Annotated in this window: 10 protein-coding genes; 1 reads left to right on the forward strand and 9 read right to left on the reverse strand. The window is 45.5% G+C overall.

The window, feature by feature from the left end; all coding sequences use genetic code 11:
- Positions 1 to 5: 5 nt before the first annotated feature.
- The 4 genes from ccoN to ICN28_RS02180 all read right to left on the reverse strand — a co-directional run bounded on the left by ccoN (position 6) and on the right by ICN28_RS02180 (position 5,393).
- Positions 6 to 1,445: a cytochrome-c oxidase, cbb3-type subunit I gene (gene ccoN / locus ICN28_RS02165; protein ID WP_216285888.1), complete on the reverse strand. Its 1,440-nt coding sequence runs from the start codon at positions 1,443 to 1,445 to the stop codon at positions 6 to 8.
- 178 nt (positions 1,446 to 1,623) lie between these two features.
- Positions 1,624 to 1,815, reverse strand: a complete 192-nt coding sequence (gene ccoS, locus ICN28_RS02170; RefSeq protein ID WP_216285889.1) for a cbb3-type cytochrome oxidase assembly protein CcoS — start codon at positions 1,813 to 1,815, stop codon at positions 1,624 to 1,626.
- 14 nt (positions 1,816 to 1,829) lie between these two features.
- Positions 1,830 to 4,310 carry a heavy metal translocating P-type ATPase gene (locus ICN28_RS02175; protein WP_216285890.1) on the reverse strand — a complete coding sequence of 827 codons (2,481 nt, stop codon included), beginning with the start codon at positions 4,308 to 4,310 and terminating at the stop codon, positions 1,830 to 1,832.
- Positions 4,311 to 4,337: 27 nt separating this feature from the next.
- Complete coding sequence (locus ICN28_RS02180; protein ID WP_370626429.1) at positions 4,338 to 5,393, reverse strand: extracellular solute-binding protein; 1,056 nt, start codon at positions 5,391 to 5,393, stop codon at positions 4,338 to 4,340.
- A 124-nt stretch (positions 5,394 to 5,517) separates the two neighbouring features.
- Between ICN28_RS02180 and ICN28_RS02185 the strand changes: the two genes are divergently transcribed.
- Positions 5,518 to 6,351, forward strand: coding sequence for a patatin-like phospholipase family protein (locus tag ICN28_RS02185; protein WP_216286848.1), 834 nt, complete (start codon positions 5,518 to 5,520; stop codon positions 6,349 to 6,351).
- A 97-nt stretch (positions 6,352 to 6,448) separates the two neighbouring features.
- Here ICN28_RS02185 and ICN28_RS02190 read toward each other — a convergent pair whose 3' ends face one another.
- From ICN28_RS02190 to ICN28_RS02210, 5 genes are read right to left on the reverse strand one after another with little or no spacing between them, the layout of a single operon-like run.
- On the reverse strand, positions 6,449 to 7,111 hold the full coding sequence (locus ICN28_RS02190) for a C40 family peptidase (protein ID WP_255536085.1): 663 nt from the start codon (positions 7,109 to 7,111) through the stop codon (positions 6,449 to 6,451).
- A 56-nt stretch (positions 7,112 to 7,167) separates the two neighbouring features.
- Positions 7,168 to 8,817: an ABC transporter ATP-binding protein gene (locus ICN28_RS02195; RefSeq protein ID WP_216285891.1), complete on the reverse strand. Its 1,650-nt coding sequence runs from the start codon at positions 8,815 to 8,817 to the stop codon at positions 7,168 to 7,170.
- Positions 8,814 to 9,866 carry an ABC transporter permease gene (locus ICN28_RS02200; protein WP_216285892.1) on the reverse strand — a complete coding sequence of 351 codons (1,053 nt, stop codon included), beginning with the start codon at positions 9,864 to 9,866 and terminating at the stop codon, positions 8,814 to 8,816. The genes ICN28_RS02195 and ICN28_RS02200 overlap by 4 nt, the downstream gene beginning before the upstream one ends.
- The gene (locus ICN28_RS02205) at positions 9,866 to 10,951 is read right to left on the reverse strand and encodes a microcin C ABC transporter permease YejB (protein ID WP_216285893.1); all 1,086 of its coding nucleotides are present in this window, start codon (positions 10,949 to 10,951) and stop codon (positions 9,866 to 9,868) included. The genes ICN28_RS02200 and ICN28_RS02205 overlap by 1 nt, the downstream gene beginning before the upstream one ends.
- Entirely contained in the window at positions 10,948 to 12,822 is a 1,875-nt protein-coding gene (locus tag ICN28_RS02210) for an extracellular solute-binding protein (RefSeq protein ID WP_216285895.1), read from the reverse strand. Before ICN28_RS02210 ends, ICN28_RS02205 begins: the two co-directional genes overlap by 4 nt.
- Between the last annotated feature and the right edge of the window lie 24 nt (positions 12,823 to 12,846).

Below are 12,846 nucleotides of genomic sequence, written 5' to 3' on the forward strand. Positions count from 1 at the left end.
TAGGCTTAGTGAGCAGCTTGTGCTGTTGGAATTGGTGCGTCAACAAACTTCTTCGATTGAATCGTTTTGTAAACGTTGTATGCCATCACAAACATACCGCTTAAGTAGCACAACCCACCTAATAAACGAATTGCATAGAACGGGTACGTTGCTTTAACAGATTCAACAAAGCTATAAGTTAATGTGCCATCAGGCTGGAAAGCTCTCCACATCAAACCTTGCATCACACCAGCAATCCACATAGCAGCGATGTATAACACCACGCCAATCGTAGAAATCCAGAAATGCAATTCGATTAATTTGGTGCTGTACATTTCTTTTTCACCTACTAAACGCGGGATCAAGTAGTACATCGAACCAATCGTGATCATACCCACCCAGCCTAAAGCGCCAGAGTGCACGTGGCCAATAGTCCAATCGGTGTAATGTGACAAGCTATTCACTGTCTTAATCGACATCATTGAACCTTCGAAAGTCGACATACCGTAGAAAGACAATGCTGTGATCAAAAACTTCAAGATCGGATCACGACGTAGCTTGTGCCAAGCACCTGACAAAGTCATGATGCCGTTGATCATGCCACCCCATGATGGAGCCAACAAGATCAATGAGAAAACCATACCTAAAGACTGCGTCCAATCAGGCAATGCTGTGTGTTGCAAGTGATGAGGACCCGCCCACATGTACGTAAAGTTCAGAGCCCAAAAGTGAACAATAGACAAACGGTAGGAGTAAATTGGGCGCTCAGCTTGTTTAGGAATGAAGTAATACATCATGCCCAAAAAGCTCGTCGTCAAGAAGAAACCCACTGCGTTGTGACCATACCACCACTGAACCATCGCATCCTGAGTACCTGCATAAGCCGAGTAGGACTTGAACCAGCTAGCTGGCATTTCTAAGTTATTGAAAATATGCAACATGGCAATGGTCAAGATGTAAGCACCAAAGAACCAGTTAGACACATAGATGTGTTTTGTTTTGCGCTTCACGACAGTGCCAAAGAAAACCACCGCGTAAGCCACCCAAACCAATGTAATCAAAATATCAATTGGCCACTCGAGCTCTGCATACTCTTTGGAAGTTGAAAACCCTAGGGGTAATGAGATCGCTGCAGCCACAATCACAGCTTGCCATCCCCAGAAAGTAAACGAGGCTAACTTGTCGCAATAGAGGCGTACCTGACAGGTACGCTGAACGATGTAATAAGAAGTTGCAAATAGCGCACTACCTCCAAAAGCAAAGATAACCGCATTGGTGTGCAATGGACGCAAACGGCCATAGCTCAAAAATGGAATATTGAAAGTGATATCCGGCCAGATCAATTGAGCTGCCAAGATCACCCCCACCAACATGCCCACAATGCCCCAAAGCACTGTTACTAAAGCAAATTGGCGAACAACTTTATAGTTAAAGTTGTCTTGCGTATTACCCACGGTTAGTCCCATGGTTTCTCCTTACAAGCCTGAAGGCCGATTTATCCTTCTGCGATTATCGAACTTTGGCCTCTAAGTGAATTTGATATAGGTCAAGTTTGACCGAAGAAGTGGCGATTTATTAAGCTTAATGAAGGCCTTAGCACCTCATTTTTACGCCGTCTCGCTTTGTCTAGAACAGAAGGATGACTTAGTTGTCTTTTGATAGTGAGTTTGAGTTTGACTGAGGTTTGGGCTTGGGATTGTCATCATCCATCAAGATCGCATGACCGGGACCTTCCAAATCCTCAAACTGCCCGCTTCGCACAGACCAATAAAGTACAAAAACAATAAACGCCACCACAACGAGTGACATGGGGATGAGTAAATAAAGACTTTCCATACCGATAGTCTAGTCTAATTAACCGGTTTTCTTAAACGCCATGCGTTCAAGGTCACTGCAAGTGATGACAACGACATCCCAATACCTGCTATCCATGGATTGACCCAACCCATCATGGCAATAGGTATGGCCACAACGTTATAAACAAATGCCCATGCGAGATTTTGTTGCATGATGATGCGTGTTTTATCGGCAAGCGCTAAAGCTTGAGTTAACGGTTTCAATGACTCTGCTGTCAACACGGCATCAGCACCTGCTTGGGCCAATGGCGCACCACTTCCAACTGCCACGGAGATATTGGCCTTGGCTAAAAATGGCGCATCGTTCACACCATCCCCAACAGCCCAAACTGTTTGACCCTCTGCTTGCAACTTCTCGCTAAACCTTAATTTATCTTCCGGTAAGGCGCCGCCCACATAATCATCAATACCAAAGTAACCAGCCCACCAAGCTACTGTCTGAGGGTCATCACCCGACACCAAGTGAACTTTCATACCTCTTTTTTTAGCCGCATCAATCAGCTCTTGAGCTCCATCACGTGGCGTATCCAATAAAGCAAATAGGGCAATCAAACCTTTTTCATCACTTAAATAAACTAAGCTAGATTGCTGATACTTTTCTAAATCACGAGTCAGTGTGGACGCATCCAAACCAACCCAAGCACGACTTCCTAAACGTAAAGCTCCCGCACGCAACCCCTTACCCAACTCACTGACACACTCATCACTCAAGATCGCGGGTGCGACTTGTTGATTCTCTGCCGCCTGTTGGATAGCAAAAGCCAGCGGATGTTTTTGGCCCAACTCCATAGCAAGCGCAATAGCAAGCGCTCCTTCTGGGGTGTAATCCGAACGCACTTGCAGGATTTGCTGAAGCTGAGGCTTACCGGTTGTTAAAGTGCCCGTCTTATCAAGCACCAAATCTGTCGCTTTAGCAAGTGTTTCCATGACATGCCCACGCACCACCAACAAGCCTAATTTTGTGACAGCCCCTTGCGCTGCCGCCATGGCTGCAGGAGTTGCTAAAGATAAAGCACAGGGACAACTGGCTACTAAAACCGCCACTGCAACTTCCCATGCGCGACTGGCATCTAAGTAAAACCAAGTGAGTGCAGTAAAGAGTGAAACAGTCATTAAAAAGACTACAAAATAACCCGCCCATTTTTCTGCTAAACCCACTACTTCAGGTTTTGCTTGAAGCGCTTTATCTAAGAGTGAAGCAATACCTGCAATCCTCGTTCTCTGACCAACCGCTTCCACTCGCATCACTATGGGGCTAGCCATGTTGTGGCTACCTGCATAAAGCAGATCACCGATTTTTTTCGCAATCGGTCGTGACTCGCCAGAGAGCAATGACTCGTCAAGACTGCTTTCGCCAGACAATAAAATACCGTCTACGGGAATAATTTCTCCCGGTGAAATACGCAAGATATCTCCAACGACACAACGTACAACCGGCACCGATTTAGCCGCGTTTGATTCAGGATAGTTCTCGAGGCGCTGACACGTGGCAGGCAATTGTTTGGCTAAAGCCTCGGCTCCGCCCTGCGCATCCTGTCTAGCTAAAAGCTCAACGTAACGAGCTCCCAATAGAAAAGCGACAAACATGGTGATCGAATCAAAATAACTTTGACCCATGTTGGTCACGAGATTGATGGTCCCCGCCACAAAAGCCAAACCAACTGCCAGTGTCACAGGTACATCCATGCCCAACATTTTAGTTTTTGGAAATAAGCGGATACTGTGCCAGGCGGCGATAAACATCGGACCAGCAGAATAAAAAACTACGGGGACGGTTAAGGCCCAACTGGTCCAACCCAGTAATAAAGCATGCTCACTTAATAAGTCTTCTGCGCCGGTATAGGTAGGCCAGGCATACATCATGACTTGCATCATGCCTAGCATCGCGACACCTAGACGCATCAATAGTTGGCGTCTTTCTTTTTTAGATTGATCAGCTGACTCTGACGGCTCAAACGGCCAAGCACCGTAACCAATTTGCTCAACGGCATGCAATAAGCCAGAAAGTTTGACGATGTCTGGATTGAAAAGAATGGTGGCGCGCTGGGTCACATAATTAATTTGCACATCTTTAACACCACGCAGGCGGCGCAAGTGCTGCTCATTGAGCCATACGCAGGCAGCACAACGGATCTTCTCTAAACGTAAGGTCGTTTCGAGTTCATTTTGATGGCTTGTCGTGCGCGTGAAGCGATCCAATAGGACAGGGTCGTCATAGGCCAATAAATGATCCGGCACATGACCACCTAAACCTGTTGGGTCTTCTGGTTTACTTCCTAAGGGAATGCGGCGCGCGTAAAAAGACTCTAATCCTTGCCCGTGAATGGTTTGCGCAATGGCCATACAACCTGCACAACAAAAAAAACGTAGCGCCCCACTCAATTCAGCCTGATAGAAGCTGTCTGGAGTTAAGTCGCCACCGCAGTGATAACAACTATCACTGGTACTGGAAAGGATCTCAGGCTTTAAATTCATCTCAGCCTGAGATTCTAGGCTTTCTTTTTACTTGTAGGACACTCTATCTAATATTTTTTGTGCATAAATTTGATTTTTACCAATTGCACTAATAGAAATAGTCTCTTCTTTGAAGCTTCCCCACTGATTCAATGCTGGGTTATTGGTCTTAACTGATTTAACAGCAGGCCATTCATTATTACCATCCGCAAAGTAGCGCTGCGCTGCATCACTAGCCAAATACTCCAAGAACTTCACAGCGGCGATCTTATTAGGCGCATTTTTTGCCACAGCACCACCCGCCACATTCATATGTGTTCCTGAGCTTGCTTGATTAGGCCAAAGCCAAGAAATTTTAGAAACGATGGCTTGATCTTGCGGTTTGGTCGAACGCATCAAACGCGCTAAGTAGTAAGAGTTAGTTAATGCAACCCCGCACTCACCAGAAGCAACGCCTTTGATTTGATCGGTATCGCCACCCTTTGGTGTACGAGCCATATTTGAAACCATGGCTTTTGCCCAAGCTTCTGTTTTTGCCTCACCCGAACGTTCGTACATGGCACCGATCAATGACAACATATAAGGATGAGAGCCTGAACGGGTACAGACCTTACCTTTATTAATTGGATCCGCTAGCTTTTCATAGGTATCAACATCGTTAGCTTGTACGGTCGACTTATTAAAAACAATGATGCGCGCTCGAGTTGAGAAGCCAAACCAATGACTCCCCTTGCCTTCATCATTGGATCGTAAGTTTTTCGGAATACGAGAATCTAAAATTTTTGATTGCACTGGCTGAAATAAACCTTCTACTTCAGCGCGCCATAATCTTGCCGCATCCACCATCAAGATCACATCGGCCGGACTATCTTTACCTTCACTACGCAAACGCTCAAACAAAGCATTGTCATCCGCTTCAATCCGGTTAATCTTGATACCTGTTTGCTTTGTAAAGTCTGCATACAAAGCCTCATCTGTCTGATAGTGTCTTGCAGAATATAAATTCAAAACCCCAGAAGACTGAGATAATGCTGGCATTGATGTTGTGATACCCAATGCAGTTATCGCTGCAGCGACCCAAATGGATTTTTTAGATAAGAACATGATGAAGTATCTCCATAAAAATAAAACCGGTGATCTCAATAACAACGAATCCTTAGTTATTAATGAGAATAATTCTCATGTAGATTACCACACTTCTAGAAGAAAATTCTTGACCCTAATCAGTATGGGCTCATTAAGTGTGGCTGGATTAGCTGGTTGTAGCACCTTTAGCCACAAAAAACCTGTGATTGGTTTGGCTCTTGGCGGAGGTGCAGCCAGGGGATTTGCCCATATTGGCGTGATCAAAGCACTAGAAGCTAACGGCATCAAACCAGATTTAGTAGTGGGGACAAGTGCCGGCAGCGTCATAGCCGCTTTATATGCATCAGGCTATAAGGGCAATGAACTTAATCGCATTGCTCTAACTTTAGATGAAGCAACTATTGCGGACTGGGCTCTTCCTTTCTCGGGTAAATTTGGTGGAATGATCAAAGGTGATGCCCTGCAAGGCACGGTCAATCGCTTGGTCAAACATCAATCGATTGAAAATACGCCGATACCTTTAGGTATTGTGGCAACCGATTTAAAAACTGGCCAAGGCGTCCTCTTCCAAAGAGGCGATATTGGTCAAGCCGTTAGAGCGTCCTGCAGTATTCCCAGTGTTTTCCAGCCCACCATGATCAATGGTCGAGAATATGTGGATGGCGGTTTAGTCTCTCCAGTACCGGTTCGATACGCCACACAAATGGGTGCGGACTTCGTGATCGCCGTGAATATTTCAACCGAGCCTAGTAGTCAAGATAGCAGCGGGACTGTAGGCATTCTGCTGCAAACCACCTCAATCATGGGACAAAGTATCAATCAATTTGAGCTAGAACGTGCCCAGATAGTCATTCGTCCAGAACTAAAAGGCATGCGAGGAACTGACTTTAAATCTAGAAGCAATGCCATTCTAGCGGGGGAAGAAGCGACCCTAATACAAATGGATCAAATCAAATCCAAACTAGGAATACGCTAGTTTCGATTGGTCTGCTAGACAGATGAGCCATAAAAAAAGACCTTCAGCGAAGGTCTTTTTTTATGTTTGGTTAGATTGAGAAATCTTTAATTAGCTATCACAAGCGACCGGTGTTATCCAAACGATCCTGGTAATCATTAAGAAGCTGAATACGTTGCTCATCATTGAGAGTATCAAAACCATCCATACGACGCGCGCCGTTGTATCGCTTTTCCCAATAAACCTTGGTCATATCATCCACACGAATCGACTTACCTCTCGAAGGTGCATGGATAAATTTATTATCACCCACATAAATGCCAACGTGAGAAAAAGCATGGCGCATGGTGTTAAAGAATACGAGGTCGCCAGGGCGCAACTCGTCTTTACCAATTTCCAAGCCTACTTTGCTCATCTGTGCTGATTTACGAGGCAATAAGAATCCAAATGTGTCATTAAAGACATAACGAACAAAGCCACTGCAATCCAAACCGCTTGTCGGTGTGTTGCCACCCCAGCGGTAACGAACACCAATTAACTGCATGGCGTTATCGATTAAAGACTCTGTGCCACCGACAACAGAAGCCCCAACTTGACTGACGCTACTAGATAATTTTTCTTTAACGGTACTGAAACGGCTAGGAATCTGCTCTGTTAGAGGGGCAGATGATTCCACGGCTAGCTCATTAGCACGATCCACCGATTGCGCCATAGCCTGAGTAGCCTGCAAGGAGGCGACCAACATAATGGCTGCAAAGAGGGAATGCTTGGTTTTCAACATGAGGGACATTATAACCTGAATGAAACCTGACACAAAATGCCTTTTTTCAGGAGACTCTAAAGAGCTTCCTCTTTGATTTTTAGGCCTTTTTTCAGAGTAATGATGCGGTGCGACATGGCCCGCACCACACTCAAGTCATGACTAATCAAGAGATAAGCCATGTTGTATTTGTGCTGCAAATCGGACAAAAGCTCCAAAATTTGCCTTTGAATGGTGACATCCAGTGCTGATGTCGGCTCATCTAACACAAGAATTTGAGGCTTTAAGATAAGCGCCCGAGCAATGGCAATCCGCTGGCGCTGGCCACCTGAAAATTCATGGGGATAGCGATTGAACGCCGTTCGATCCAAACCGACTTCCTTGAGAACCTCAATGACCTTCGCTTTCACAGCATCAGCCGATAGGTCTACTTGATGCAGACGCAAACCTTCCCCAACGATCTGCCCCACGGTCATCCTGGGTGAAAGTGAACCAAATGGGTCCTGGAAAATAACTTGAAAAGAAGCTCTTAATGGACGGCGATCTTTTTGAGACAGTGCAAACCAATCATGACCTAAGATCTCCACGTACCCTGAAGTTTTAGCGCCGGTTTGCCCCAACAAGCCTAATAGAGCCATAGCCAGGGTTGATTTACCAGAACCAGACTCGCCGATCACACCAAGGGTCTCACCCTGACGTAAATCCAAATCGATATGTTTGACGACTTGATCGTAGTCTTGCTGCCATAAGTCTGAGAAATGAAACCCTCTCAAAAACTTTTTGAGCCCCTTGAAAAGGCGACTGCTCCCTGCTTTTGGGTAAGACACGCTAAGTTCTTTGGCTTTAAGCAATACCGGTGCAATGGGTACCAGTGGTAAAACGTTTCTAACTGGCTCACTGTGAACGAGAGTTTCGGTATAGGCATGCTCGGGATTTTGAAACACCTGTTCGGTCAAACCATATTCCAACAACTTCCCTTGATGCATCACAGCCACACGCTCTGCAAAATGGCGTACCATGTTGAGATCATGGGTGATCAAAATAACGGCCATACCGCCATGAGACTTGGCATCCTCTTGGAGTTCTTTTAATAGATCAAGAATCTGTAGGCGCAAACTAGGGTCCAAAGCCGTCGTTGGCTCATCCGCAATTAAAAGTTTAGGCTGGCAAGCTAAAGCCATTGCAATCATGGCTCTTTGGCGCTGACCACCAGATAACTGATGCGGATAAAAAGAAAAACGTTCGGCCGGGTGAGGGATCCCTGTTTTCTCTAACAAGGCAATCGAACGATCACGGCACTCCACTTTGCTCATCAAAGGATGGTGGCACTGAACAGCCTCCATGATTTGATTACCGATGGTGTAGAGCGGGTTCAATGCTGTCATCGGCTCCTGAAAGATCATGGCAATGTCTTTGCCACGAATCGCCTGAAGCTCTGAGGCAGACATGCTCACGATGTCTTGCGTTGAATTTTTGCTGGTTGAATTTTTACTTGTATGGTCTTGGTAATGGAGTTCTATTTTTCCAGAGACTTGAGCTGCCTCTGGGAGTAAACCAATCAAAGATAAACCACTTAAAGTTTTACCTGAACCAGACTCCCCCACAATCGCCAAACGTTCACCTGGAGCAATGCTCAGACTCAAGTCATTGACAACCGTCTTGCGCCCAAACTTGATCGTTAAGTGCTGAATATCCAATAAAGGAGTGATAGGATTGAGCTGGCTCATGATTTCACTTCTCCAGCAGATCGACGATTATCAAACGCATCTCTGAGCGCTTCACCCATGAACGTCAATAACATCAATGTGATGGCTAAAACTAAAAACGTTGATAAAGAAATCCACCAGGCATCCAAATTGGCTTTACCTTGAGCGAGCAACTCACCCAAACTGGCGGTATCGGGTGGCACCCCTAAGCCTAAGAAATCCAAACTGGTTAAGGCCAAAATCGATGCACTCATCCTAAATGGTAAAAATGTAATCACTGGCGTCAAACTATTAGGAAGGATGTGACGCCACATGATTTGAGAACTCGACAAACCCAACGCTTCCGCAGCGCGCACATATTCTAGCGAGCGATTTTTAAAAAATTCAGCACGTACATAATCGGACAAGCCCATCCAACCAAACAATGACAACAAAATAATTAACAATCCAATACTAGGAGAAAAGATGGAGGCGAAAATAATTAATAAATAGAGTTCGGGCATAGAGCTCCAGATCTCGATGAAGCGTTGGGTGACCAAATCCACCTTGCCACCAAAGTAACCCATGAGTGCACCCGTTAAGACGCCGACAATGACACCCAAGGCGGTTAAGCAGAGACCGAATAGAACAGACAACCTAAACCCATAAATTAACCGAGCCACCACATCCCTACCTCGATCATCGGTACCCAATAAGTTGTCTCTGGATGGCGATGCAGGGTTAGGCTCTTTTGCAAAATAATTCAGCGTGTTGTAGTTGTAGGTAATGAGTGGATAGACTGCCCAGTTACCTGGTTTAGAAAAGGTCTTTTTGATATCTGGATCAAGGTAATCGGTTGGCGTAGGAAAGTCACCGCCGAAAGCTGTTTCTGGGTAGTCTTTAACAATCGGCACATAAAACTCACCCTGATAACGAACCAAAATGGGACGGTCGTTAGCAATCAGCTCTGCAAATAAACTGAAGATAAATAGAGCCGTAAAAATCCATAAACTCCAATAGCCCAAGCGATTCGCTTTGAAGCGTTGCCACTGATGGCTGTCTTGGATGCGTGCGATCAAGCGTCGGTACATTAACGACCTCCTGACGAACTATCCAATTGGATCCGAGGATCCACTAAGACATAAGCAATATCGGAAATGAGCTTCGTCACCAAACCAATGAGCGTGAATAAATAAAGCGTTCCTAGGACAACAGGATAGTCACGCTTCATCACCGCTTCATAGGACAACAAGCCAAGGCCATCCAAAGAAAATAACGTTTCTATCAAAAGTGAACCCGTGAAGAAGGCCCCAATGAATGCTGCTGGAAAACCGGTCACCAATGGAATCAGCGCATTTCTAAAAACATGCTTCCATAAAACCTTGTCTTCACTCAAACCCTTGGCTCTCGCCGTGATCACATATTGCTTACGAATCTCTTCCAAGAAAGAATTCTTGGTCAGCATCGTGATCACTGCAAAGTTACCTAATACAGAAGCAGTAATGGGCAATACCAAATGCCAGAGGTAATCCATTACCTTGCCGATCAAACTGAGATCAGACCAATTGTCAGACGTTAAGCCTCGCAAGGGGAATAACTGGAAGAAGCTACCACCGCCAAATAAAACCAATAGCAATACACCGAGGACAAATCCAGGGATCGCATAACCAATCAAAATCAAAACACTGGTCGCCGTGTCAAATCGGGTACCTGCTCGCACAGCCTTTTTAATGCCTAAAGGAATAGAAATTAGATAAGTAATTAAAAAGGTCCATAAGCCTAAACTAATGGAGACAGGCATTTTGGATACCACCAACTCCCAAACACTTTTGTGTTGGTAATAACTTTGGCCCAAATCAAACATCGCAAAACGCTTGAGCATGTGCCAATAGCGTTCGATCGGCGGCTTATCAAAGCCATAGAGCGCTTTGATTTCTTTTAAGCGTTCTTCATCAACTCCTTGACGACCGCGGTAGGTCGCACTCGATCCGCCACCCGATGACTCCCCTGCTCCTACACTGGCATCACCCCGACCTTTGATTTCCAACATCATTTGCTCAACGGGGCCGCCAGGCACAAACTGAATCACAGCAAAGGTTAAGGTGATGACGCCTAATAAAGTAGGAATCATCAACAACACACGTTTAAAGATATATCTCACTAAAGCGCTGTTCATTTGTGACCTCGCTCATCCGAAGGCATGCGCCACCAAGTACTCAAGATCCAAGATTCTGCTTGGTAGTAAGTCGGCGGTTTTGGAAACGCCAAATTTGACTTATACGCCACACGATGACTCGGGCTATACCAATGCGGTACAACGTAATAACTATGCGTTAGAACGCGATCTAGCGCACGAGTTGCGGCCACGAGATCTTTCCTGGATTGGGCTTTCACAATATGCCCCACCAAGGCATCAACCACCGGAGATTTAACCCCGATGATATTGTCAGAACCTTTGGTAGAAGCTGACTCGCTACCATATCGATCCCATAGCTCATTACCCGGGCTTTGTGAATCTGGGAACTTCATGGTGGTCATATCAAAATCAAACTCTTCTAAGCGTTTTTGATACAGGGCATAGTCTGTCGTTCTGATCTGAACTTGAATACCAAGCTTCTCGAGGTTACGAACATAGGCAGCCACCAAACGAACCATGGCGCCACCATCGTCCATAATTTCAAACTCAAAGGCTTGGCCTTTGGCATTTCTCAGAGCACCATCTTTGTAGACCCAACCGGCTCTTGCCAAAATTTCTCTGGCTTTTCTTAAGTTTTGGCGCAAGCTCGATGGATCTGCTGTCGTCACGGGTAATACCATGGGGCCCAAAGCTTTTTCCGGGAAATACTGAGGATAAGTTTTTGCGAGAGGCTCTAATAGTTTTTTCTCTTGAGTGCTTGGCAAGCTGGCTGCTTCATATGAAGCACCTAAATCACTGTTCGCAAAATAACTATCAATCCGATGGTACTGACCGTAAAAAAGCTGGCGGTTCATCCATTCAAAATCCAAAGCTAATGTGAGAGCTTCTCTTACCCGTTGGTCCTGAAAGACAGGCTTGCGCATGTTCATGATAAAACCTTGCATGCCGGCACCGTTGCGATGCTGAAAATGCTGTTTCTTTAGTGTGCCATCTCTGAACTTAGGCCCCACATAGCTCTTAGCCCAGTTCTTGGCCCGATACTCCACCAAGGTATCAAACTCCCCTGCTTTAAGAGCTTCCAATCGCGCAGTATCGTCTTTGTACAAACGATAGGACACTCGATCAAAATTGAAAAACCCGATGCGCACATTGAGATCAGCCCCCCAATAATCAGGATTCTTTTTAAAGGTGATGGTTTTACCAATATCGTATTTTTCAATGACGTATGGACCACTCGCAATGGGCTGTTCAAAGGTTATTTGATTGAATAATTTGTCTTTGCTAGTGCCATCGCTGCTCTTCCCCCATTTTTCAGAGAAGATCGGTAGCGAACCAACTAAGAGTGGTAACTCGCCGTTTCTGCGATGAAAGTCAAAGCGAATCACGCGCTCAGAAACCACCACAGCCTGTTTGACATCGGCATAGATGGTTTTAAATTGCGGGCTAGCCAATTTGCTCATCAAGATATCAAAAGAGTACTTCACATCTTTGGCAAGGACTGGCGCCCCATCATTGAAGCGTGCTGATTCTCTTAAACGAAACGTGACCGATAACTGGTCTTTGGCAACAGTGACATCTTCCGCTAACAGTCCATAGGCAGAAGCCACCTCATCCGCACTACCAATTAAAAGACTCTCAAACATGAGTTGTGAGACCCCAGGCGCAGCGACACCCTTGAGCGTAAAAGGGTTAAATTTGTCAAAACTGGTTCTTCGATCCGGATTAGGGAGTTGCAGCGTTCCACCCTGAGGTGCTTCAGGATTAACATAATCAAAATGCTTGAATCCAGCGGGGTAGCGTAAATCGCCATATTGGGCAAAGCCGTGAGCCGCATGAGCCTCAGAATCAATAGACAGCCCTATTCCAAGCATTAAGCTTAAAATGATGGGGAAAAGTAAGGGTCTATTCATTCGCATGTGTGACAATTGTAATTA

Origin of the sequence: Polynucleobacter sp. 30F-ANTBAC (assembly GCF_018882385.1) — a bacterium.
Classification (GTDB): domain Bacteria; phylum Pseudomonadota; class Gammaproteobacteria; order Burkholderiales; family Burkholderiaceae; genus Polynucleobacter.